The organism is Streptomyces sp. NPDC101166 (assembly GCF_044768125.1).
Lineage (GTDB): Bacteria > Actinomycetota > Actinomycetes > Streptomycetales > Streptomycetaceae > Streptomyces.
Map to the genome: position 1 here is coordinate 45,543 of NZ_JBIWPF010000001.1, position 21,483 is coordinate 67,025.

22 protein-coding genes are annotated in these 21,483 nt (G+C 69.9%); 15 read left to right on the forward strand and 7 right to left on the reverse strand.

What is annotated here, in order from left to right; translation table 11 throughout:
* Positions 1 to 230: 230 nt before the first annotated feature.
* Positions 231 to 425, reverse strand: a complete 195-nt coding sequence (locus ACIRS4_RS00225; RefSeq protein WP_404189829.1) for a hypothetical protein — start codon at positions 423 to 425, stop codon at positions 231 to 233.
* Positions 422 to 1,690: an aspartate aminotransferase family protein gene (locus tag ACIRS4_RS00230; protein WP_404187706.1), complete on the reverse strand. Its 1,269-nt coding sequence runs from the start codon at positions 1,688 to 1,690 to the stop codon at positions 422 to 424. The genes ACIRS4_RS00225 and ACIRS4_RS00230 overlap by 4 nt, the downstream gene beginning before the upstream one ends.
* Positions 1,691 to 1,938: 248 nt before the next feature.
* Between ACIRS4_RS00230 and ACIRS4_RS00235 the strand changes: the two genes are divergently transcribed.
* The 3 genes from ACIRS4_RS00235 to ACIRS4_RS00245 all read left to right on the forward strand — a co-directional run bounded on the left by ACIRS4_RS00235 (position 1,939) and on the right by ACIRS4_RS00245 (position 5,853).
* Complete coding sequence (locus ACIRS4_RS00235; protein ID WP_404187708.1) at positions 1,939 to 3,564, forward strand: PucR family transcriptional regulator; 1,626 nt, start codon at positions 1,939 to 1,941, stop codon at positions 3,562 to 3,564.
* Positions 3,565 to 3,833: 269 nt separating this feature from the next.
* Complete coding sequence (locus ACIRS4_RS00240; protein ID WP_404187711.1) at positions 3,834 to 4,718, forward strand: LysR family transcriptional regulator; 885 nt, start codon at positions 3,834 to 3,836, stop codon at positions 4,716 to 4,718.
* A gap of 73 nt (positions 4,719 to 4,791) precedes the next feature.
* A complete protein-coding gene (locus ACIRS4_RS00245) occupies positions 4,792 to 5,853 on the forward strand; it encodes a tartrate dehydrogenase (RefSeq protein WP_404187714.1) in 1,062 nt (353 codons plus the stop codon).
* Positions 5,854 to 5,954: 101 nt separating this feature from the next.
* On the opposite strand, the gene ACIRS4_RS00250 is transcribed toward ACIRS4_RS00245, so the two are convergent.
* Positions 5,955 to 7,580 carry a PucR family transcriptional regulator gene (locus ACIRS4_RS00250; protein ID WP_404187717.1) on the reverse strand — a complete coding sequence of 542 codons (1,626 nt, stop codon included), beginning with the start codon at positions 7,578 to 7,580 and terminating at the stop codon, positions 5,955 to 5,957.
* A 276-nt stretch (positions 7,581 to 7,856) separates the two neighbouring features.
* Here ACIRS4_RS00250 and solA point away from each other — a divergent pair, with 276 nt between their 5' ends.
* The 10 genes from solA (at position 7,857) to ACIRS4_RS00300 (ending at position 17,584) form a co-directional block, all read left to right on the forward strand.
* On the forward strand, positions 7,857 to 8,993 hold the full coding sequence (gene solA, locus ACIRS4_RS00255) for an N-methyl-L-tryptophan oxidase (RefSeq protein ID WP_404187720.1): 1,137 nt from the start codon (positions 7,857 to 7,859) through the stop codon (positions 8,991 to 8,993).
* A gap of 116 nt (positions 8,994 to 9,109) precedes the next feature.
* A complete protein-coding gene (locus ACIRS4_RS00260) occupies positions 9,110 to 9,790 on the forward strand; it encodes a haloacid dehalogenase type II (RefSeq protein WP_404187722.1) in 681 nt (226 codons plus the stop codon).
* A gap of 246 nt (positions 9,791 to 10,036) precedes the next feature.
* On the forward strand, positions 10,037 to 10,993 hold the full coding sequence (locus tag ACIRS4_RS00265; protein WP_404187725.1) for an ABC transporter substrate-binding protein: 957 nt from the start codon (positions 10,037 to 10,039) through the stop codon (positions 10,991 to 10,993).
* A 1-nt stretch (position 10,994) separates the two neighbouring features.
* Positions 10,995 to 11,954 (forward strand): amino acid ABC transporter permease, encoded by a 960-nt coding sequence (locus ACIRS4_RS00270; RefSeq protein ID WP_404187727.1) that lies wholly within the window; start codon positions 10,995 to 10,997, stop codon positions 11,952 to 11,954.
* Positions 11,951 to 12,718 (forward strand): amino acid ABC transporter ATP-binding protein, encoded by a 768-nt coding sequence (locus ACIRS4_RS00275; RefSeq protein WP_404187729.1) that lies wholly within the window; start codon positions 11,951 to 11,953, stop codon positions 12,716 to 12,718. The genes ACIRS4_RS00270 and ACIRS4_RS00275 overlap by 4 nt, the downstream gene beginning before the upstream one ends.
* 16 nt (positions 12,719 to 12,734) lie before the next feature.
* Positions 12,735 to 12,980 (forward strand): hypothetical protein, encoded by a 246-nt coding sequence (locus tag ACIRS4_RS00280; RefSeq protein ID WP_404187732.1) that lies wholly within the window; start codon positions 12,735 to 12,737, stop codon positions 12,978 to 12,980.
* Positions 12,977 to 14,257 carry an NAD(P)/FAD-dependent oxidoreductase gene (locus ACIRS4_RS00285; RefSeq protein WP_404187734.1) on the forward strand — a complete coding sequence of 427 codons (1,281 nt, stop codon included), beginning with the start codon at positions 12,977 to 12,979 and terminating at the stop codon, positions 14,255 to 14,257. The genes ACIRS4_RS00280 and ACIRS4_RS00285 overlap by 4 nt, the downstream gene beginning before the upstream one ends.
* A 37-nt stretch (positions 14,258 to 14,294) precedes the next feature.
* Positions 14,295 to 15,785, forward strand: coding sequence for an NAD-dependent succinate-semialdehyde dehydrogenase (locus ACIRS4_RS00290; RefSeq protein WP_404187737.1), 1,491 nt, complete (start codon positions 14,295 to 14,297; stop codon positions 15,783 to 15,785).
* 1 nt (position 15,786) lies between these two features.
* Positions 15,787 to 16,770, forward strand: coding sequence for a D-2-hydroxyacid dehydrogenase (locus ACIRS4_RS00295; RefSeq protein ID WP_404187739.1), 984 nt, complete (start codon positions 15,787 to 15,789; stop codon positions 16,768 to 16,770).
* A 298-nt stretch (positions 16,771 to 17,068) separates the two neighbouring features.
* A complete protein-coding gene (locus ACIRS4_RS00300; protein WP_404187742.1) occupies positions 17,069 to 17,584 on the forward strand; it encodes a DUF6584 family protein in 516 nt (171 codons plus the stop codon).
* A gap of 196 nt (positions 17,585 to 17,780) precedes the next feature.
* Here ACIRS4_RS00300 and ACIRS4_RS00305 read toward each other — a convergent pair whose 3' ends face one another.
* Entirely contained in the window at positions 17,781 to 17,969 is a 189-nt protein-coding gene (locus ACIRS4_RS00305; protein WP_404187745.1) for a hypothetical protein, read from the reverse strand.
* 83 nt (positions 17,970 to 18,052) lie between these two features.
* Here ACIRS4_RS00305 and ACIRS4_RS00310 point away from each other — a divergent pair, with 83 nt between their 5' ends.
* Complete coding sequence (locus ACIRS4_RS00310; protein ID WP_404187748.1) at positions 18,053 to 18,226, forward strand: alpha/beta fold hydrolase; 174 nt, start codon at positions 18,053 to 18,055, stop codon at positions 18,224 to 18,226.
* Between the two features lie 150 nt (positions 18,227 to 18,376).
* Here ACIRS4_RS00310 and ACIRS4_RS00315 read toward each other — a convergent pair whose 3' ends face one another.
* The gene (locus ACIRS4_RS00315) at positions 18,377 to 18,991 is read right to left on the reverse strand and encodes a TetR/AcrR family transcriptional regulator (RefSeq protein WP_404187751.1); all 615 of its coding nucleotides are present in this window, start codon (positions 18,989 to 18,991) and stop codon (positions 18,377 to 18,379) included.
* A gap of 119 nt (positions 18,992 to 19,110) precedes the next feature.
* Here ACIRS4_RS00315 and ACIRS4_RS00320 point away from each other — a divergent pair, with 119 nt between their 5' ends.
* Positions 19,111 to 20,022, forward strand: a complete 912-nt coding sequence (locus ACIRS4_RS00320) for an alpha/beta fold hydrolase (protein WP_404187754.1) — start codon at positions 19,111 to 19,113, stop codon at positions 20,020 to 20,022.
* Positions 20,023 to 20,148: 126 nt separating this feature from the next.
* Here the strand turns inward: ACIRS4_RS00320 and ACIRS4_RS00325 are convergent, their stop codons facing one another.
* Together ACIRS4_RS00325 and ACIRS4_RS00330 are read right to left on the reverse strand one after the other, a co-directional pair.
* Positions 20,149 to 20,775, reverse strand: coding sequence for a GyrI-like domain-containing protein (locus tag ACIRS4_RS00325; protein WP_404187757.1), 627 nt, complete (start codon positions 20,773 to 20,775; stop codon positions 20,149 to 20,151).
* 290 nt (positions 20,776 to 21,065) lie between these two features.
* Positions 21,066 to 21,233, reverse strand: a complete 168-nt coding sequence (locus tag ACIRS4_RS00330; RefSeq protein WP_404187759.1) for a hypothetical protein — start codon at positions 21,231 to 21,233, stop codon at positions 21,066 to 21,068.
* Between the last annotated feature and the right edge of the window lie 250 nt (positions 21,234 to 21,483).

The window sequence follows — 21,483 nt, forward strand, 5'->3', positions numbered from 1 at the left end:
AGGCCGATCATGTTCGGAGCCGGATGACCAGGGCGGCCGCTGTGGCGGTGCCGAGGAAGAAGTAGCCGCGCATGTCGTGGCGAGCGGCGGCCGCCCTGTGCTGCTTCAAGCGGTTTTCTGGCGTCTGGCGTCTGCCGCCTGCCGCCTGCCGTCCGCCGTCTGGCGGGCGGCCTTCGACCGTCTGGAGGGACGGACACCTTGTCCGTCCCTCCGGTGCACCGCTGCGGCGATCAGGCGGTGGTGAACTCGGCCATGTGCCCGTTTCGCAGCGTCAGGTGGGCGCCGTTGAAGCGGGACCTCATGCGCCGGTCATGGGTGACGACTACGACCGTGCCCTGATAGCCGGTCAGCGCCGAGTTGCGCTGTCGACACGCGGAGGTCCTCCTGACGGCCGGCGGTTCCAGGGCCGTGGTGCTGGCCGTCATCGCTGGGGCGCTCCCGATGTGCCGGCCTCGACCGCGGCCGCCCAGGCCTGGAGGCCCTCGTCCACCGCCGCCTCGTCGATCACCAGCGCCGGGATCATGCGCACTACCTGGTTCCAGGCCCCGCACAGCAGCAGGAGCAGGCCCTCGCCGATCGCGGCGCGCTGGACCCGGGCCGCGGTCTCGGGGTCGGGGCTGCCGTCTTCGGTGACGAACTCGGTGGCGAGCATGAGGCCGAGGCCGCGCACGTCGCCGATGCCCGGCGTCCGGTCGGCGACCGCCTCGAGGCCCTGGCGCAGCCGGGCGCCCATCGCCTCGGCGTTCTCGACGAGCTTCTCGTCGCGTACGACGTCGAGGGTGGCGCAGGCCGCGGCGCAGGCGACCGCGTTGGCGCCGTAGGTGCCGCCCTGCGAGCCGGGCCACGCCCTGCTCATCAGTTCCTCGGAGGCGGCGATGCCGGACAGGGGGAAGCCGCTGGCCAGGCCCTTGGCGGTGACGAGGATGTCGGGTGTGACGCCGAAGTGGTCGTGGCCCCAGAAGCGGCCGGTGCGGCCGACGCCGGTCTGCACCTCGTCGAGGATGAGGAGGAAGCCGTGGCGGTCCGCCCGCTCGCGCAGTCCCTCCAGGAACGCGCGGTTGGCGGGGACGTAACCGCCCTCGCCCAGTACGGGCTCGACGATGATCGCAGCCGTGTCGGCGGGCGAGGAGATCGTCTGGAGCGTGTGGTCGAGCTCCCTCAGGGCGAAGCGGGTGGCGGTCTCCTCGTCCCAGCCGTACCGGTACGCGGACGGGAAGGGGGTGACGATCACGCCGCTCATCAGCGGGGAGAAACCGGAGCGGAAACGAGTGCCGGAGGTCGTCATGGAGGCGGCGGCGACCGTACGGCCGTGGAAGCCGCCGTGGCAGACGATGACGTTGGGGCGGCCGCCGGCCTGGCGGGCCAGCCGCAGTGCGGCCTCGACGGCCTCGCTGCCGGAGTTGGTGAAGAACAGACTGTCCAGACCGGCCGGCAGCACCTCGCCGAGCTTGTCGACCAGGCGGCGCAGCGGCTGGTGCATGACGGTCGTGTACTGGCCGTGGATCAGCGAGCCCACCTGTTCCTGGGCCGCTGCCACCACCTTGGGGTGGCAGTGTCCGGTGCTGGTGACGCCGATGCCGGCGGTGAAGTCGAGGTAGCGGCGGCCGTCCTGGTCGTAGAGGTGGACGCCCTCGCCCCGGGCCGCCACCACGGGCGTGGCCTGGCGAAGGTGCGGCGACAGTGCTGTCATGTTCGTCTCCCGGCCTCGGTGTGCGGTCTGCTGCGCTCTCCCGAGCATCTCGGCGGAGCGGGGCCGCGCCAACGGGCGATCCGTCCGGCCGGGGCGCGACATCCGGACGTTGTGTCAGCCTCGTCGGGGTGACGCCGGGAATCGCTCACTCACGGACCGCTCTTGCGCAGGTCAGGGACGCTTGTCACAGTGGCTGGGCACTCCCCCGGGCTCCGGGCCGAGGCGAGCAGGACCCCTTGGAGAGGACCGTGAACGACAACGAGCCGGCCGACCAGGGGTCCACCCGTCCGCTCACCGTGGCCGATGTCCTGGCGCTGCCCGTCCTGGCCGCCGGACGGCCCCAGGTCGTCACCGGCCGGCCGCTCCTGGACCGTCCGGTCCGGTGGGTCCATATCACCGAGCTGACCGATCCCGCGTCGTTCCTGAAGGGCGGCGAGCTCGTCCTCACCACCGGAATGCCGCTGCCGCAGGACGCGGCCGGCGTGCGCCGGTACGTCGACGAACTCGCCGACATCGGGACCGCGGCCCTGGTCATCGAACTCGTACGCCGCTACCACCGCCCGCCGGACACCCTCGTCGACGCCTGCCGCCGCCGCGGCCTGCCCCTCGTCACCCTGGCTGAGGACGTCAACTTCCTGGAGGTGACGCAGGTCGTGCACGCGCTCCTGCTCGGCAACCAGGCGGAGGCGATGCGCCGCACGCAGCGCATCCACGAGGCGTTCACCACCCTGACCCTGCGCGGCGCCGGTCCGGAGGACGTGGTGCGAGCGGCGGCGGAGATGAGCGGCCGCACGGTCGTTCTGGAGAACCTGGTGCACCAGGCACTGATCTGCGAACCCTCCGGGCTCACGGTCGAGGAGGCACTCGCCGACTGGGAGCGGCGCTCCAGGGCGACCGGGCCCGGCGACACCACAGCGACACGCGGTCCGGAGGGCTGGCTCACCGCCGCTGTCGAGTACCAGGGCGAGCTCTGGGGCCGTGTGGCCATGCTCCCGGCGAACGCCAAAGAGGCGGCGTTCGGGCCGGAGGACATCACTCTGCTGGAGAGGACCGCGATGGCACTGACCGTCGCACGCCTCATCCACCCCATCCCGTGGGAACACACCGCGCACCGGAACGCCCTGCTCGACCTCGTGGAGCAGCGCTACCGCTCCGCGGAGGACGCGCGGGCCCGCTGCTCCGCGCTGGGCCTGCCGACCGACCGAAGCCACTTCGTGGCCGCCCTGGTGGAGCTGCGCGCAGGGAAGGGCGGAGCCGAGACCGCGTCCCGTCTGATGCAGGAGTTGAGGACGGCGGGCGTGCCGGCCCTCGTCGGCGAACTGGCCCCCGACCGCCTCGGGGTCCTGCTGGCTCTGCGCGCCTCGCGGACTTGGCGCCCCATCCTCGAGCGCCTGTCCGGCCAGGTGCTGGACCTGGCACCGGGAGCAGTGGTGAGTGTCGGTTCCGAGGTCACGGACCTCACGGACACCGCCCGCTCGTTCCGCGAGGCGGCCCGCGTCGCCGAGGCCACGCCGCCTCACCAGCCTCTCCCGCCGGACCGCTCCTTCCACGAGATGTCCGACATCGGCCTGCGCCGCCTGCTGTACGCCCTCCGTGAGGACGTCCGAATTCAGGAGTACACCGAACGGCAGCTCCGGCGCCTCATCGACCACGACGTCCGACACGGCACCGACCTGCTGACGACCCTGCGCCACTTCCTTGACGCGGCCGGCAACAAGACGACCGCCGCCCGCCAGGGCGGCCTCTCCCGCGAGACCATGTACCAGCGCCTGCGCACGATCGAGCGCCTCCTCGCCCACGACCTCGAATCGGGCGACCAGCGCACCGGGCTCCACGTGGCACTCACGGCACTGGATGTGTGGCGGGCCGACTGACGCGAATCCGGGTGCGCAGTCGTCAGGCGTGCGGGCTGTCGGTCGTGACGCAGAGGCGGTCTCCCTCTCGACGAACGTCGGAACAGGCCGTTCGCTCAAACGCGCCGGGTCGGCGATCGGACACGCCTCTACAGTGAGGACATGCCAGACGACCGGCATCGCGTGAACCGTGGACGACGACCCCGGGTTCCGCACTTCGTCGAGACGATCCTTGTGGTCGGGACCGATCGGGTCTTCGGTTGCTTTCTTCCAGGGGCAGAGGGCGCGTGATGGACATTCGGCAGCTGGAGTACTTCCTTGCGATCGTCGATCGTGGGGGGTTCAACCGTGCGGCCTCGGCTCTGTATGTGTCGCAGCCGTCCCTGTCGCAGGCCGTGCGGGCGCTGGAGCGTGATCTGGGCTCCGAGCTGTTCCATCGCATCGGGCGCAGGGCGGTGCTGACGGAGGCCGGAAGGGCCCTGATCGAGCCTGCCCGGGAGGCCGTGAGGAGTCTGGAGACGGCGCGGGCGAGTGTCGCGGCGGTGCATGAGCTGCGTGAGGGGCGCCTGGATGTGGCATCGGTGCCGTCGCAGGCGGTGGAGCCGCTGACGACCTTGGTGAGTGCCTTCAGCCACCGGTATCCCGGGGTGTCCGTGGCCATCAAAGCCGCGTTCACCTCGCGTGATGTGATCGACATGGTGCGCACGGGTGCCGTGGAGCTGGGGCTTTTGGCGTCTGCCGGTCCCCTCTCCGACAAGGAGGTCGTCTCCCATGCGCTGGGGCGGCAGCGTTTTGTGCTGATGGTGCCGGCCGGCGGCCCGTTCGCCGGCCGGACGGCTGTGGACTGCCGGGAGCTTGCGGGACAGCGGCTGATCGTCGGGCAGCCGGGTACGGGGATGCGCGCCTACGTCGACGCGCTGCGGGAGCAGGGCATCGAGTTCGCCGTCGCCGCCGAGACCGAGCACCGTGTGTCGCTCATGCCCCTGGTCCTCGCCGGGGTCGGGCTCGCGGTGGTCACGGATGCCTGGCGGGACCTCGCCCGGCGGCTGGGCGCCCGCGTCCTGGACATCGAGCCGGAGACCACCTTGGACATCGCCCTCGTCAGCCGCCGCGGCAGCCTGTCGCCGGCGGCCGCCGCGTTCGTGACGGCCGCCACCTCGGCCGTCGACACCTGATAGGGACTGCTTATGAGGCAGATCCGCTTTGCGTCTTGGACGGCCCGCGGACCGCCTTGCTGCAATCGACGGCATGACGACGAACCACCGCATTGCCCTGATCCCCGGCGACGGCATCGGCGCCGAGGTGCTGCCACCGGCACAGCAAGTGCTCGATGTTCTCGGCCGCCGCCACGGCTTCGGCCTGTCCTACACGTCGTACGACGACTGGTCGTGCGAGCGGTACCTGCGGGAGGGCGCCATGATGCCCGCCGACGGGATCGACCAGCTGCGCGACAAGGACGCGATCCTGCTGGGGGCGGTGGGGTACCCGGGGGTGCCCGACCATGTCTCGCTGTGGGGGCTGCTGATCCCGATCCGGCGCAGCTTCCGCCAGTACGTCAACCTCCGGCCCATCCGTGTCTTCGAAGGCATCGACAGTCCGGTGCGCGGCGCACGGCCGGGCGAGGTCGACATCCTCGTCGTGCGGGAGAACGCCGAGGGCGAGTACAGCGAGATCGGCGGACGGCTGAACCAGGGCACGTCCGAGGAACTGGCCGTCCAGGAGGCGGTGTTCACCCGGGCCGGGGTCACCCGGATCGCCGACTACGCGTTCTCGCTCGCCGCCGGCCGCCGGGGGAAGCTCACCTCCGCCACCAAGTCCAACGGCATCATCCACACCATGCCGTTCTGGGACGAGCTGATCGCCGAGCGGGCCGCCGAACACCCCGGGGTCGCCTGGGACCAGGAGCACATCGACGCGCTGGCGGCCAAGTTCGTCCTCGATCCCGCCCGCTTCGACGTCGTCGTCGCCTCCAACCTCTTCGGCGACATCCTCAGCGACCTCGCGGCCGCGGTCGCCGGATCCATCGGCATCGCCCCGGCGGCCAACCTCAACCCCGAGCGGGACTTCCCCTCGATGTTCGAGCCGGTGCACGGCTCCGCGCCCGACATCGCGGGCCAGGGCATCGCCAACCCGCTGGGTGCGATCTGGTCCGCGGCCATGATGCTCGACCACCTCGGCCATCCTGCCGCGGCCAGGGACATCACGGACGCGATCGCCTCGGTCCTGGCCAAGACCGATACCCGCACCCGTGACCTGGGCGGAACCGCGACCACCGCGGAGTTCACCGACAAGCTGCTCGAGCTGCTCTGAGCCGGCTTCCCAGGGCACCGCGCACCGCCGTGCGGCGACCGACTCCCCCCGGGGGGGGACCGGTCGCCGTGCGGCGGTGCGCGTGCCGGCCGGCGTGTCCGTCACGCGCCGGGAACGGACGGTGCTTCTCCCGCGTCCAGGACCAGCACCGCGACGTGCAGGGACGTACGCTCCAGGCCTGATTCCAGGTCGCAGCCGAGGAGCCGCTCGATGGTGTGCAGGCGCTGGTAGTACGCCTGCCGGGACATGCCGGCGCGTTTCGCCGCGACCGACTTGTTCCCGGCCGCCGCCAGATAGGCCCGCAGTGCCGGGAGCAGATCGCCGCCGTTGCGGCCGTCGTGCTCGATGAGGCGGGTCAGTTGCCGTTCCGCGTACCGCTGAAGACGGGTGTCCTTTCGAAGGACGCCCAGCAGCTCCGGCAGCCGGACGTCGGCGGGGACGTAGAACCACCGCTCCGGGGAGGCCGGTGTGATGGCCTCGGCCGTCTGCTCCGCCTCCTGCCACGACCGGGCGATCCCGCCGAGGTCGGTCACCCCGGGGCCGACGGCGACGACTGCCCGTGGTCCGAGCTCCTCCCGGGTCAGGCGGCCGATCCGCTCGGCTACCGGCTGCCAGGCGCTCGCCTGTGCCAGCGCCATGAGTACGCCGATGCGGCCCGGAGCCGTCTCGCCGACCAGGGCGCGGATACCGGTGTGCGCCAGCGCCTTCGCGATCCGTTCGTCGAGGTGTTCCCCCTCGGTGCCGGTGTACGGGTGGCGGATGACCCCGGCGAAGAGGCGGTGTCCGAGGGTGGGCAGTCCCAGTGCCTCGGCGCGGGCGCGGGCGTCCGCGGGAGAGCGGAAACGCCGTTCGTACAGGTCTCGCAGTACGGAGCGGTGGCCCCGGCGCTCCCACCAGGCCTGCCCCGCCAGACGCGCCATGGTCAGCGCGACCGCCGCGCGCTCCAGCACCAGGACGTGTTCCGGGTCGGGCTCGGTGCTCGCCCGGTCCTCCAGCAGGACCAACCGCCCCCACGGGCCGTGATGGTCGTGCACCGGCGCGATCAGCCACCCCTCCGGGCCGCTCGGCGTGATCCTCTCCGGCGTCGGGGCGGCCCGCGAGCGCCGCGACCAGGCCGACACCACCGGCTCGTACGGCCGGCCGAGCAGCTCGCACATCAGGACCCGGTGGGTGAGATCCTCCAGCACCACGGGGGCTCCGGTGAGTTCCGCGGTGGTGTGCACCAGTTCCTCGGGGTCCGCTCCCCGCAGCGTCAGGGCCGTGAAGATGTCCTGGATGTCCCTCCCGCGGCGCAGCAGGGCCCCCTGGGCGTCGAGGATGAGCGCGTGCACCCTCTGCGTGACGTCGATGAACCGGACGCCACGGGCCAGCTCGACCAGCGGTACGTCACGGGCACGGCACGCCGCCACCAGCTCGTGGGGCACCTTCTGGTACCGGTAGCCGAGCTCCACGATCAGGCCCGCCGCGCCGACGTCCGCGAGTTGGTCGACGTAGCCGCGCAGCTCGGAAGCGTCCTCGGGATGCGGCACGCCGGTCGTCAGCACCAGTTCTCCGCCCTCCAGGAAATCGGCGGGGTTGAGCAGCTCGGTGACATGCACCCAGCGCACCGGACCGTCCAGCTGTGACTCGCCGGCCAGCACACGCGGCATCCCTTCGGCGAGCACGGGCAGGCGCAGTACCTCCCTCAGTGTGGGCAAGTGCCCGGGTGCGTGATGTCTGGGCGGCATACGGGGTGCTTTCGTCCGAGGGAATCGGGCTCACCTTCGCATCGGCCACTCATGGTGACAAGAGGGGGGCCGGCATTGGTGCAGCGCGGCCGTCCGCAGTGACAGACCGTCTCAAGAAGGCTCCAAGGCGGAACACAGTGTGGGTTGCCCCGCGGGTTCTCCGGGGCGGAAAGTGAACGCCATCCCCAGCAGGACGCGAACCGGAAAGGTCCGCACGGTGTCCGCACAGGGCTGGGGCCCGACTGCCACCCACCCACCATCGAGAGGAGCGACCTCATGCGCGTCCCGAAGCGTGTCGCCGTGATCGGTGCCGGCAGCATGGGCAGCCAGGCCATGTGGCGACTGGCCGCCCGCGGAGCCGAGGTCATCGGCTACGACCGGTACGCACCGGGTCACGACCGCGGCGCGGCCGGAGGCGAGAGCCGCATCTACCGAGCCGCCCACCTCGGCGAGCCCGGGTACGTTCCGCTGCTGCGGCTGGCGGACCGGATGTGGGAGCAGCTCCAGGCGGAGACGGGCCTGCCGCTGCGACGCCGCAGCGGCAGCCTGGTGATGGGAGAGGCCGCCTCACCGTCCATGCGCCTCCTCCGCTCCACCAGCGCCGCCCATGGGCTGGATCACGAGGTCTTGGACCGGGAGGAACTCGCCCGCCGCTATCCGCAGCACCGGCTCCCGGAGGGACACATCGCCGTCCTCGACCGGTTGGGCGCCGTCATCAGGCCGGAGGCGTCGATCCAGGCCGCCGCCGCCCGTGCCGAGCAGCTGGGCGCCCGGCTGCACCGCTACACCACGGTGCGCGAGGTCGTCCCCGCGGCGGGCGGCGGGGTGCGGGTCGTCACCGACCTGGGCACGGACCACGTGGACGCCGCCGTGGTGACCGTGGGCCCCTGGATCAACACCCTGCTTCCGGCCCTCCCCCGGACCATCGACGTCCGGCGGGTGATCTGCTCCTGGCACCTGCCCACCCGCCACGACTGGTTCGCGGGCGGGGCCCCTCCCTTCGTGCGCGCCGCACCCCACGACTGCTTCGGAATCCCGTCGCCCGACGGCATCTCCGTCAAGCTCGGTCTCTCCGTCAAATACCACGCGCCGGTGCCCGAGCCCGAACGGCTCGACCGTACCGTCCGCCCCGAAGAACTCGGCGTCTTCCGCGAGCTCATCGGTGGACTCATGCCCGACCTGAACCCCGACCCCATCCGGATGTCGGCCTACATGGAGGGCTACACGGAGTCCGGAAACCCGCTCGTCGGTCACCTCCCCGGGGAGGACGACATCATCGTCTTGGCCGGGTTCTCCGGCAGCGGCTTCAAGTTCTCGCCCGCGATGGGAGAGATCGCCGCCGACCTGGCGCTCGACGGCACCACGCAGCACCCCGTCGACTTCCTCGCTCCGGCAGGAGTCGGCGCCGCCTGAGTCCCGGCGATCGTCGACGTCACCCCCCACTCCCGACATCTCTGTCATGAGCATGTCTAAACAGGGTCCGCGCCGGCCCTGACCAGTTCCCCGACGCAAGAAAGCGGAGCACTTCCATGCCCATTCCCTCGTTCCAGTTCCGCCCGAAGTACGTCTCGTTCGACTGCTACGGCACGTTGGTCGAGTGGCCGATGACCCCCATCACGCGTGAACTCGTCGGCGACCAGATCCCGGCCGAGCACTGGGACCAGTTCGTCAAGGAGTTCCGCGGCTACCGCTACGACTCGATCTGCGGCGAGTACTCCCCCTACGAGCAGACGCTGCAGAACGCCTTCGAGGGGGTCTGCCGCAAGTGGGGCATCAAGGCGGCCCCGGACGCGGGCAAGCGGCTCGCCGACGGCGTGCGCAGCTGGGGCCCGCACGCCGACGTGCCGGAACCCCTGAAGAAGATGGGCGAGAAGTACAAGCTGGTGATCCTCTCCAACGCCGACGACTCCTTCCTCGCCGAGAGCGTGCCCCGGCTCGGTGCGGACTTCCACGCGGTCTTCACCGCGGAGCAGGCCGGCTGCTACAAGCCCCGCTACGCCGCGTTCGAGTACATGCTCGACCAGCTCGACGCGTCCCCCGAGGACTTCGTGCACGTCTCCTCGCACACCCGCTACGACCTGATGCCGATGCACGACATGGGCTTTCGCAACCTCGTCCTGCTGGACCGCGGCTGCGACCCGGTCACCCACGGCTACGACTACGTGACCGTCAAGTCCCTGGACGAGCTCAACCAGATGCTGGGCATCTGACGCCCGACGCGGGTCCGCTCACCCAGCACGTTCTTCCCGACACGCCCCCGGTCTCGCGTGGCCGCCCATGAGCCCAGCGTGTGTCCGCCCGCCGGCTGATGAGGTCCCGTCCCCCGTCCGATCCGCACGTCGTCCCCGCAGCACGGATTCCCCGTATCCCAGCATTCTCCAGGAGGCACCGCCATGGAAACCAACCGGACAGGCCGCAGAAACGTACTGCGAACCGCAGGCGCAGTGGCCGCCGCTATGCAGGTCAACAGGCACCTCAGCATCCCGATCGTCACCACCGCCCTGGCCCTCGCGCTCGCCGCGTGCGGGGCGACCGGCACCGTGCAGGACGTGGGGGCGAAGGGCACGACGCAGGGCGGGGGATCCGGCTCCTCGGCCGAGCACACCGACGACATCTCGGTGGGCGTGACGCCGGACCAGAACGCGGTGAAGCTGCTGCCCGCAGCGGTGAAGGCCAAGGGCACGCTCTCGGTGGCCATGGACCTGTCGTACCCGCCCACCACGTTCATGGCATCGGACAACAAGACCCCGATCGGGTTCAACCCGGACATGGCCCGGCTGATCGCTGCCGAGCTCGGCCTGAAACTCCAGATCAACAACGTCAAGTTCGACACCATCATCACCGGACTGCAAGCCAACCGGTACGACTTCACCGCCTCCACCATGGGTGCCACCAGCGACCGGCTGAAGGTGCTCGACATGGTCGACTACGTCAACTCCGGGACCGGAGTGTCCGTCCCTTACGGCAACCCGCAGAAGCTGGGCACCCACACGCTGTGCGGGCACCGCGTCGCCGTCCCCTCCGGCAGCACCGCGGAGCTCCAGTGGCTGCCGCAGCGGTCCAAGCAGGACTGTACGAGCAAGGGCAAGCCGGCCATCAAGTCGGTGACCCTGCCCAGCGTGAACGACGCTCTGACCCAGCTGGTCTCCAAGCGGATCGACGCGGTGATGTACGACTTCGTCTCGCTCGAGTGGGCGGCCCGGCAGCAGCCCAAGACGTTCGACGTCCTCAGGCCCCTGGTGGCCACCAAGCCCGCGACCGTCGCGCTGAAGAAGGACTCGCCGCTGACCCCCGCGGTGAAGGCTGCCATCCAGTCGATCATCGACGGCCCCAAGTACACCCAGGCGCTGGGCCGCTGGGGTCTCGAGGACCTCGGGATCAAGACCGCGGCCATGGCCGTCCCGCAGGACTGACATGTCCACGGATCTGATCGGTACGAAGACCAGGAGCCGACCGGTGTCACAACTGCTGGCCGAAGAAAAGAAGCGGATCACGCCGAAACGACCGCGCGACTACGTCGCCTGGGCCGTCGCGATCGCGATCGTCGCCGGTCTGGTGTGGACCGCGGTGACGAACGAGAACTATCGCTGGCCGGTGGTGTTCAGCTACTTCACCACTGAGACCATCCTCAACGGCCTGCTGATCACGCTCCTCCTGACCGTGGCGAGCATGGCTCTGGGCACGCTGCTGGGGCTGGTGCTGGCGGTGATGCGCATGTCACACCTGCGCCCCGTCTCCGGGCTGGCACAGCTCTACATCACCTTCTTCCGCGGCACCCCGGTGCTCGTGCAGCTGGTCTTCTGGTTCAACATCGCGGCGCTGTACCCGAACCTGTCGATCGGCATCCCGTTCACCGACATCTCCACGCCGGTGAACGTGAACGCCATCATGACGCCGATGACCGCGGCCATCGTGGGGCTGACGCTCAACCAGGCCGCCTACATGTCCGAGATCATCCGCGGCGGGTTCGCCTCGGTCAGTCGCGGCCAGCACGAGGCGGCGGAGTCCTTGGGCATGTCGGGGTTCACCAAGCTCCGGCATGTGATCATCCCGCAGACCATGCCGGCGGTCATCCCGGCCACCGGCAACCAGGTGATCGGCATGCTCAAGGAGACCTCGCTGGTGAGCGTGCTCGGCGTCGCCGACCTGCTGAACAGCGCACAGTCGATCTACGCCCGCAACTACCAGACGATTCCGCTGCTGATCGTGGCCAGTCTCTGGTACCTGATCATGACGCTGGTGCTGAGCGTGCCGCAGTCCATGATCGAGCGCCGTTTCTCCCGCTCGACCCGGGCGCGGCTGACCCCGGCCGCCACGTCGGCCGAGCCGGGGGCGGTCCAGCCAGTTCCCACCACGAGGGAGTCCCTGCTGTGAACGCCGACGGAACGATCGTCGCACGCAAGCTGTGCAAGAGCTTCGGACGTCACCAGGTCCTGCGTGACATCGACCTGACCGTTGCGGCCGGGGAGATCTCCTGCATCATCGGGCCGAGCGGATCGGGCAAATCGACACTGCTGCGGTGCGTCAACGGTTTGGAGACCGTCGACCGCGGAGTCCTGCGAGTCAATGGAGAGGACTTCGGCTACGTCGAGAAGGACGACGCCTACCACGCCGTCCGCCCGCAGCGGCTGGCCGAGCAGCGTGCCCGCATCGGCATGGTGTTCCAGCAGTTCAACCTGTTCCCGAACATGACCGCCGAAAGCAATGTCATGTCCGGACCGGTGCTGGTGCAGAAGAAGGATCGCGCCACCTGCCGGGATCAGGCACAAGAGCTGCTGGCCAAGGTCGGCCTCAAGGGCTGTGGCCACAAGTACCCCGCTCAACTCTCCGGCGGCCAGCAGCAGCGCGTGGCCATCGCCCGCGCGCTGGCGATGGAACCCACCATCATGCTGTTCGACGAACCCACCAGCGCGCTGGACCCGGAGCGCGTGGGTGAAGTACTCGCCGTCATGCGCGACCTCGCCGGCAACGGAATCACCATGCTGCTCGTCACCCACGAGATGGGCTTCGCCCGCGAGGTCGCCGACGAAGTGCTCTTCATGGACGAAGGCATCGCAGTCGAGCGCGGCGACGCCCGCGAAGTGCTGGCCAACCCCCGTGAGAAACGAACCCAGGCCTTCCTCGAAAGGGTGCTGTAGGCAGAGGCACCGACAGGTGGCAGCGGCTCCGGCAGCGAGGCCGGAGGAGACGCTGACCGACTGCGGTGAACGTGACACCCGCGCCCTGCCGGTCCTGGTCTCCAACGCCCGCCGTTTCGACCTCGCCCCGACCGTCACAGCCGTCAGCGCGGTCCTCATCGCCCTGGCGTCCTCGCCCTCGCAACCGACATCGCCGTCGGCCGGGCCCCTGAAGCAGCCCGGCCGCCCCCCTTCGAAACTCCCCGCTAAGGACGCGACATGAAGACGATCCCCTACTGGATGGAAACCGCTGGGGCGTTTCCCGATCGGTCCGGCAAGCCGCTGACCGACGACACAGACGTGGTGGTCGTCGGCGCCGGCCTGACGGGTCTGTCCACCGCCCTGCACTCCGCCCGCAAGGGCGCCCGCGTCACTCTCGTCGAGAAGGGCCAGGTCGGCTCCGGCGCCTCCGCCCGTAACGGCGGCATGGCCAACCTGGGCTTCACCATCGGCGTGGGCCAGGCCGTCCGCCGGTACGGGCTCGAACGGGCCCGCGAGATCTACAACTCCTACGGCGAGGCCGTGGACACCGTCGAGCGGCTCGTGAACGAGGAGTCCATCGACTGTCAGTTCCGTCGCGTCGGGCGCCTGGGCGTCGCGTCCCGTCCCGCGCACTTCGAGAGCAAGAAGGCCCAACAGCACGACCTGGCCAAGTACTTCGGGCACGAGACCACACTGATCGGCAAGTCCGAGTTGCGGTCCGAGATCGGTTCCGACGCCTACCACGGCGGCTTGCTCGACCCGTTCAGCGCCGGACTGCACGTCGGCCGCTTCGTGCGCGGTATGGCCGAGGCGTGCGAGCGCACCGGTGTGGAGATCCACGAGCGCAACGCGGCCATCGGCGTGCGGCGTACCGCCGCCGGCCGGTTCGAGGTCAGCACCGAACGCGGTGTGATCCGTGCCGGGCAGGTCATGATGGCCACCGACGCCTACACCGACAAGAACTTCCCGTGGCTGCGCCGCCGGCAGGTCTGCGTGGGCAGCTTCATCATCGTCACCGAGCCGCTCGGCGAGGAACTCGCCCGGGACATCATCCCCAAGGCCCGCCTCATCGTCGACTCCAACAAGGTCTGCCACTACTTCCGGCTCACTCCGGACAACCGGCTGCTGTTCGGCGGCCGCGCCCGCTTCGCGCCGTCCGACCCCACCTCGGACAAGAAGAGCGGACAGATCCTGTTCCGTGAGATGTGCGAGATCTTCCCCCAACTCACCCGGACCAAGATCGAGTACGTGTGGGGCGGCTCCGTCGGCTTCGCCATGGACCGCATCGTGCACGCCGGGCAGAGCGAAAACGGCGTCTATTACTCCATGGGATACGCGGGCCACGGCGTACAGATGGCCACGCACATGGGGCACGTCATGGCCGAGGTGATGGACGGTCACCCCGAGGTCAGCCCGGTCCGCGACATCGCCCCGCCCCGCATCCCCCTCTACAACGGCACCGCCTGGTTCCTGCCCTTCGCGGGCGCCTACTACAAGACGCTGGACCGCATCCGGTGACCGGCAGCCCTTCTACACCCACAAGGAGATACCCACGATGACTGTCGTCCGTGATGTTCCCAAGCAGCTGTTCATCGGCGGTGGCTGGCAGGACGCCGAGTCCGGCCGGACCCTGTCCGTCGACAACCCGGCCACCGGCGAGGAACTGTGCCAGGTCGCCGACGCCTCACCCGCCGACGGCCGGCGTGCCGTCGAGGCGGCGGTCGCCGCGCAGGCCGCCTGGGCCGCCACCCCGCCGCGCGTGCGCAGCGAGATCCTGCGCCGCGCCTACGACATCCTCATCGCGCGCACCGAGGACCTCGCGCTGCTGATGACCCTGGAGATGGGCAAGCCCCTGGCCGAGGCACGCGCCGAAGTCGCCTACGCGGCGGAGTTCTTCCGCTGGTTCTCCGAGGAAGCCGTCCGTGTCGACGGCGGCATGATGACCGCCCCCGACGGCAGGAACCGCCTGCTGGTCAGCCGTCAGCCCGTCGGCCCCTGCCTGCTCATCACCCCCTGGAACTTCCCCCTGGCGATGGGCACCCGCAAGATCGGCCCCGCCGTCGCCGCCGGCTGCACCATCGTCCTCAAACCCGCGCCCCAGACGCCCCTGTCCAGCCTCGCTCTGGCGGAAATCCTCACCGAAGCGGGGCTGCCGGCCGGCGTGCTGAACGTCGTCACCACATCCGACGCCGCCGGCGTCGTCGCTCCCCTCCTGCGCGGCGAGCGAAGCGAGATGGGGGTCCCCCCGGGCGGAGGCTGGGGGAAGATCCGCAAGCTCTCCTTCACCGGCTCCACCCATGTCGGCCGGATCCTGCTGGCCCAGTGCGCAGACACCGTCATCCGCACCTCCATGGAACTGGGCGGCAACGCCCCCCTCATCGTCTTCGACGACGCCGACCTCGACGTGGCCGTCGAGGGCACCATGGTCGCCAAGATGCGCAACATGGGCGAGTCCTGCTGCGCGGCCAACCGCATCTTCGTCCACACCTCCGTCGCCGAGGAGTTCGCCTCCCGCCTCGCCGCACGCATGGCCGCCCTCACCGTCGGGCCCGGCACCGACCCCGGCACGGACGTCGGCCCCCTCATCGACGTGGCCGGCCGCAGCAAGGCGCATGACCTGGTACGGGACGCCGTCAAGCGCGGCGCCACCGTCCTGACCGGGGGTGAACTCCCCGAAGGGCCGGGCTGCTTCTATCCGCCCACCGTCCTCACCGGCATCGCCCCCGACTCCGCGATCATCGACACCGAGATCTTCGGCCCCGTCGCCGCGATCCGCACCTTCGAGGCCGAGGACGAGGCCGTCGCCGCCGCCAACGACACCGAATTCGGTCTGTCCGCCTACCTGTTCACGCAGAACCTCGACCGTGCGCTGCGGGTCGCCGAACGTCTCGAAAGCGGCATGATCGGCATCAACACCGGACTGGTCTCCAACCCCGCCGCGCCCTTCGGCGGCGTCAAGCAGTCCGGTCTGGGCCGCGAGGGCGGACGCGTCGGCATCGACGAGTTCCTCGAGTACAAATACCTGGCCGTCCCCGTCGGAGCTTGACATGCGCGACCGACTCGTCGTCCTCTACCGGGGCAACCGGCCCCCCGCCGCCGCACGCATCGAAAGCCTCGCGGACACCGTCTACGCCACCGAGGAGGAACTGCCCTACCTCCTCCCCGGCGCCGACGTCCTCCTGGCCTGGGTGACCATCACCCCGGCCATCCGGGAGGCGTGGCCCGATGATCCGCGGAAGGCGCCCCGCTGGGTCCACGCGTCCTCCGCGGGCGTGGACTCCTTCCTCTTCCCCGCCCTGGTGGACGATCCGCAGGTCATCCTGACCAACGCCCGCGGGGTCTACGAGCAGCCGACCGCCGAGTACGTCCTGGGCCTGATCCTCGCCCTCGCCAAGGACTTCCCCGGCACGTGGGAGCACCAGCGGCGCCGCGAGTGGCGTCCGCGCCCCAGTGACGCCATCACCGGACGCACCGTGCTGGTCTGGGGGACCGGGCCGATCGGCCGGGCCATCGCCCGGCTGTTGCGCGCCGTCGGGATGCGGGTGAGCGGTGCGGGCCGCAAGTCCCGCATCGACGACCCCGACTTCGGCACGGTCCACGGTGCGACGACCCTGCGCTCCGCCCTGACGGAAGCGGACTACGTCGTCCTGGCCGCCCCCCTCACCCACGACACCCGACACATGGTCGACGCCCCCGTGCTCGCCGCCATGAAGCCGGGGGCGCGGCTGATCAACGTAGGCCGGGGCGGACTCGTCGACGAGGAGGCGCTGGTCGACCACCTCGCCGCCGGTCGGCTCGCCGGCGCGGCCCTGGACGTGTTCGCCCGGGAACCGCTGCCTGCCGAGTCTCCCCTGTGGAACATGCCCGGCGTGATGATCTCCCCGCACACGGCGGGCGAGACCACCAGCGAGCGGGAGGCGCTCGTCGAGGTGTTCCTCGACAACTTCGCCCGCCACCTCGAGGGCCGGCCGCTGTGCAACGTGGTGGACAAGCGGCGCGGATACGTGGTCGACGTTACGCGCCCCGCCTGAAGGCGAGCAGCCCGCGCCCCGGCCGGTGACTCCTACCGTCCGGGGCGCGTGCTGCCGCACGGCTGAGCCGGGTCTGTGAAACGGTCAGGTAGGTCTTGCGCACGGTTTCGACGGTCTTCCAGGCTCCGACGAAGCCTGGCTTCATGACTCAGGACCGGCGGGTGCGATGAACACGCGTTCGCGGTCCAGGGGTTAGGCACCCCAGGGAGGCCATGAGCAACGCCGTGGTCCTCTTCAGTGAGGCGCCCGTCAGGCAATCAGGTCGACGTAGGTCAGTGCGGTACCCGATCATGCGTTCATGCCTCTGAGAGAGACCCTTGCCCGAGTCGATGCAGACCTGGCCGCCGGCCGGATTCCCGTCGCGCGCCAGCGCCTGCGCGGTCTCATCTCGTCCTTCCCGCACGACCTGACGCTCCGCCGTCGCCTGGCCGAGGTGTACCGCCTCTATGGTGACGCCGCCGAGGCTGGACGCTGGATGTACCTCGAGGAGGACCGGAACGCCGACGAGACCGCTGCCTTCGAGGCGCGGTACGGGTCTCCAGGGTGGCGGATGAAAGCCCTCGCCTGGCAGGGTCCCGAGGCGAAGGCCGGCACCGCTTTCGCGGAGGAGCAGCTGGTCGCGGTGCGGACCGCCTGCGCCGAGAAATTGGGGCACCCTGTCGACTGGGACGACCGGGACGTCCTGGAAGGGGAGCACGAGACGCCCTCCCAACCGTGGACGGTGGGCGGTGTGCTGGCGGGCGTCGGCTGCCTGGTGGCGGTCCTTGCGTTTCTCGCGATCTGGGTGAATGGCCTCGTCGCCCTTTTCGACTGACTCAGATCACCTGGGCTCGTGAGGAACGTCGTTCAAGATGGTTCGGTGAGACCGTCCAGAACCGCGGCGAACGGGGCCTCGGTTGGTCGCCGCGCACTGGCGCGCCACGCTGGCCCTGCGCCATTCAGCGGGCTGAGAGCACGCCAGTTCGGCAAACCGATCAGCGTGCACCGGCGCGAGGGTTGCCCACCTTCTGTCATGCCTTGCGTCTGGCGCTCAGGCAGCGGGCGGCGTGTGTGCGTAAGGCGTCGGCGAGTTCGGGGGGCGTGTCGGCGAGGGTGAAATCGGCGTCGACCGAGGTGGTCATCCAGGCGAGGTCACGGGGGTTGTCGGCGCCCAAGTGCAGGAGGCAGCTCTCGTCGTCGACGGGTTCGACGACGCCCATGCCGGGCCAGATGCGGTCGCGCGGCGCACGACACCGGGTGGAGCGACGGTCAGGGCGACTGGGCAGCTGCCCTACGGGGGACCGTGCCCACCGCCGTGCTGCTCTCCGCCCACGATGTGACCATCCGCCGCTGGGCCGAACGCGACCACGACATCGTGCGGTGGACCGAACTCGAGCGCGGTGGCCACTTCCTCGCGATGGAGGCCCCCGAACTGCTCGTCAGTGACGTCCGCGAGTTCTTCGACAAGATGCGCTGACAGCAAGCGCCCCCACCGCTGGGCGGCTGGGCGGTGCGTCATCGGCAGGCGCTGCCTCATGCCGTGGTCGATGCGAGCGGTCGACTGACCTTCGACCAACGTAGGTGGGCTCGGAGGATCGGCGGTGTCGGTGGCCGAGTCCGGACGTGGTCATGGACGGAGCCGGGCGAGCAGACCATCGAAGTAGCTTCGGTGCACGGCGGTCAGGTTCACCTGCTCGGGGTCCAGCAGCCACAGCAGGTGCGCCCCCTCGATGAAGGCCGCCGCCTCCGCCGCCAGGACGGCCGGGTCCAGGTCCGCACGGGCCGAACCGTCGGCCGCGGCACGCGTGAACAGCGAGACCAAGTGGCTCCGCAGCGCCCGGCCGCGGTCCCGGAACCAGGTGTGGAGCACGGAGCCGGGCTCCAGGTTCTCCGCGGTGAGGGTGGTGTGCAGGGCTGCCAGTTCGCGTTCGGCAGCGGCCGTGTGCTCGGCGTCCCGGAGGAACCAGTCGAACGCCTGGACCAGGGTGGGTTCGTCGCCCGGCCGGGCGGAGAGCCGTTCCAGGGCGCGCCGGTCGGCCTCCTCCAGGACGGCTCGGACGAGTCCGTCCTTGCTGCCGAAGTGATGGATGAGAGCGGAGGGGGTGACGCCGGCGCGCTCGGCGATCGCCGCCACTCCGGTTCCGCGCACCCCCTGCCGTGCGAACAGCTCGATCGCGGCGTCGACCATGGCGCGGCGCCGCTCGACGCCCCGCTTCTGCACCTGTCCCTTGACTCCGGCCATGGGTATCAGGGTGCCCGGACCGGCGGGCACCGTCCAACTCTCGGTTCAGGTCCAAAAAAGCCGGTGCGGTACCGGACCTCCAAGCATTATGTTGAACGACCATGCAGGAAAATGAACTCATGAACAGCCGCACGAACCGGGAGCGGACCGTCCACGCACACGATGTCGAACTGTGGGCGGAGGATTTCGGCGACCCCGGCCACCCGGCGGTACTGCTGGTGATGGGCGCGCAGGCCCAGGGCATCCAGTGGAACGACGGACTCGTCGAGCGCCTGGTCGACGGGGGCCGCCGCGTCATCCGTTACGACCACCGCGACACCGGACGCTCCTCCACCGTCGACTTCGCCGCCCGGCCGTACACAGTCGCCGATATGGCTTCCGACGCGCTCGCCGTCCTGGATGCGTTCGGCACTGAACGAGCCCATGTGGTGGGCGCGTCCCTCGGCGGCATCATCGCCCAGCGGCTGGCCGTCACGCACGCGCACCGGGTGCTGACCCTGACGAGCCTCTCGTCCCAGCCCCTCGGCACGGACACACCGGGGGCGGTGCAGCGCGCCATGACCGGAGCTCCTCCACTCCCCGGCGAACTCCCGCCGCCCTCAGCCGAGTTGCTGGCCGCCCTCGTCTCGTCCCTTCCCGAGCCCGACGCGGACGTGGAGGAGTACCTCGCGATCCGCCTGCCGCTGTGGCGGGTGCTGCACGGCCCGGTGCTGCCTTTCCACGAGGACGAGTACCGCGCGATGGAGCGGCGGGTGTACGAGCGCGCCCGCGATCTCCGAGCCGCGCTCAACCACACGTTCGCCGGGGCCGCCGGCACAGGGTCCACGGAAGACCTGACCTCCGTCACCGCACCGACGCTCGTGCTGCACGGCAGCGAGGACCCGATGTTCCCACCCCCGCATGCCGAGGCCACCGCCGCGGCCATCCCCGGCGCCCGCCTGGTCATGATCGAAGGCATGGGACACACCCTCCCCAGGGCACTGGACGGCCGCCTCGCCGAAGAGATCCTGCGCCACACGGAGGGCCTCTAGTGCCGTGACCGGGACCGTATGCCGGGTGGTCAGTCGTGTGGATGTCGCCCGTGCTGATTGAGGAAAGCGCCGGCCTGGCGCTCTCCTCCGGTCGTGCGTCGAGCGCAGTTCTCCGACCTCGCTCACTCAACCGGATTGCGCTTCTACGGGTTGCCGCAGGATCGTCCTGAGCTTGGCGGGGTCGGTCCTGCGTGGATCGCTGAGGTAGATCTCGTGGTGCAGCCCCGTCTCCCGCAGGTTGTTGGCGGGTAGGTACTCGTGGTGCAGCCTGGTCAGGATCGGCGTCTCGTCGTCGTAAGGGCCGATGTGGAGGACCTGGGCGCTGGTGCCCTCGCGCAAGGTCTCTGACCGGACGTTCGGAATGGCCGGAAGGTTCTTCTTGGTCAGGGCGGTGTGCTTGGCGTCTTCGATCATGTCGCCGGTGATCCAGTCGGGGACGTTGATGAGCAGTCTCCATCGCCAGTTGTCCTTCAGCCTGGCCAGGAAGTCGTCCATGTCGTCCGCCCACCACAGCCCCTCAAGTGGACCCACGACGAAGTCCTTGCCGAGGGCGCCTTTGCTCGCGAACTTGACGGTATAGGCGACCGCGTAGAGCGCCTCGACCGCGCGGCTGTACGCGGCGCTGGTGTTCGGGTCGCCGTGCCCGTCGATGGCGAGGAAACGGAGCTCGGGGATGTCGACGAGCTCCCAGTCAGTGTTCTTGGGCGAGTAGCACTTCTTGAGCTCGCGCTTGACGTCGTACTTGTCGGTCATGCCGGGCTGCCTTCTCGTGAGTAACTGTCATTACGGATCAGGGGGTTGTTCGCGCTGCGGTGACCTCGGGGCGTTCGAAGGGGTGCCCCTTCCTGAAGCGGGTCCCCGCCGCCGAGATCCGCACCGCGCGAGCCGCCGACGTGAATCCCGTCCGTGAACCCTCACACTGCGCCGAGGCCTGCTGCGACACACCCTCTCCCTAAAGGTGCTCACCCACCGGCTCGCCGCCGACTGTCTGGCTTGCCGTCACCGACGCCGGCCCGCCGCTGACCGTCTGGCTGCTGAGTGAATCACAGCGACGGGTAGTGCGCGGGGCGGTGCGCCAGGTTGTTGAACCGTTCGTCCAGGAAGAGGGCTTCGTAGGCGGCACGGTCGGCGACACGGATGAAGTGGTCGGGGCGGCCATACGCGCGGTGGAACTCGACCGAGATCCGCAGGAGTTCCACCGTTCGTAACACCCGTCAGCGTGAGCTTCCGTCTGCCGAGCTCCGCCTCAAGCTGGCGGGCCTGAGAGGATCTCGTGACAAGGGGAGCTCCCGATGGCCGGGCACGAACTTGACCTTGACACGGTGACAAGGTTTTCACTTGGGCGCAGGAGGTGGTCCCGATCAGCGCGATCGATGTAACCCCGCAGAACAGCCGTGTGATCAACGCCCTGGGCGCCGAGGACTCGTCGGTTCGGCTTCAGGCGGCCATGGCAGTCGGCTC

Excerpts from the sequence above, each read along its gene's own strand:
- ACIRS4_RS00225 (WP_404189829.1), bottom strand. The coding sequence starts at position 425 with ATGACGGCCAGCACCACGGCCCTGGAACCGCCGGCCGTCAGGAGGACC.
- ACIRS4_RS00230 (WP_404187706.1), bottom strand. The coding sequence starts at position 1,690 with ATGACAGCACTGTCGCCGCACCTTCGCCAGGCCACGCCCGTGGTGGCG.
- ACIRS4_RS00240 (WP_404187711.1), top strand. The coding sequence starts at position 3,834 with ATGGACATTCGGCAGCTGGAGTACTTCCTTGCGATCGTCGATCGTGGG.
- ACIRS4_RS00245 (WP_404187714.1), top strand. The coding sequence starts at position 4,792 with ATGACGACGAACCACCGCATTGCCCTGATCCCCGGCGACGGCATCGGC.
- ACIRS4_RS00250 (WP_404187717.1), bottom strand. The coding sequence starts at position 7,580 with ATGCCGCCCAGACATCACGCACCCGGGCACTTGCCCACACTGAGGGAG.
- solA (WP_404187720.1), top strand. The coding sequence starts at position 7,857 with ATGCGCGTCCCGAAGCGTGTCGCCGTGATCGGTGCCGGCAGCATGGGC.
- ACIRS4_RS00260 (WP_404187722.1), top strand. The coding sequence starts at position 9,110 with ATGCCCATTCCCTCGTTCCAGTTCCGCCCGAAGTACGTCTCGTTCGAC.
- ACIRS4_RS00265 (WP_404187725.1), top strand. The coding sequence starts at position 10,037 with ATGCAGGTCAACAGGCACCTCAGCATCCCGATCGTCACCACCGCCCTG.
- ACIRS4_RS00270 (WP_404187727.1), top strand. The coding sequence starts at position 10,995 with ATGTCCACGGATCTGATCGGTACGAAGACCAGGAGCCGACCGGTGTCA.
- ACIRS4_RS00285 (WP_404187734.1), top strand. The coding sequence starts at position 12,977 with ATGAAGACGATCCCCTACTGGATGGAAACCGCTGGGGCGTTTCCCGAT.
- ACIRS4_RS00290 (WP_404187737.1), top strand. The coding sequence starts at position 14,295 with ATGACTGTCGTCCGTGATGTTCCCAAGCAGCTGTTCATCGGCGGTGGC.
- ACIRS4_RS00295 (WP_404187739.1), top strand. The coding sequence starts at position 15,787 with ATGCGCGACCGACTCGTCGTCCTCTACCGGGGCAACCGGCCCCCCGCC.
- ACIRS4_RS00300 (WP_404187742.1), top strand. The coding sequence starts at position 17,069 with ATGCCTCTGAGAGAGACCCTTGCCCGAGTCGATGCAGACCTGGCCGCC.
- ACIRS4_RS00305 (WP_404187745.1), bottom strand. The coding sequence starts at position 17,969 with ATGGGCGTCGTCGAACCCGTCGACGACGAGAGCTGCCTCCTGCACTTG.
- ACIRS4_RS00315 (WP_404187751.1), bottom strand. The coding sequence starts at position 18,991 with ATGGCCGGAGTCAAGGGACAGGTGCAGAAGCGGGGCGTCGAGCGGCGC.
- ACIRS4_RS00320 (WP_404187754.1), top strand. The coding sequence starts at position 19,111 with ATGAACAGCCGCACGAACCGGGAGCGGACCGTCCACGCACACGATGTC.
- ACIRS4_RS00325 (WP_404187757.1), bottom strand. The coding sequence starts at position 20,775 with ATGACCGACAAGTACGACGTCAAGCGCGAGCTCAAGAAGTGCTACTCG.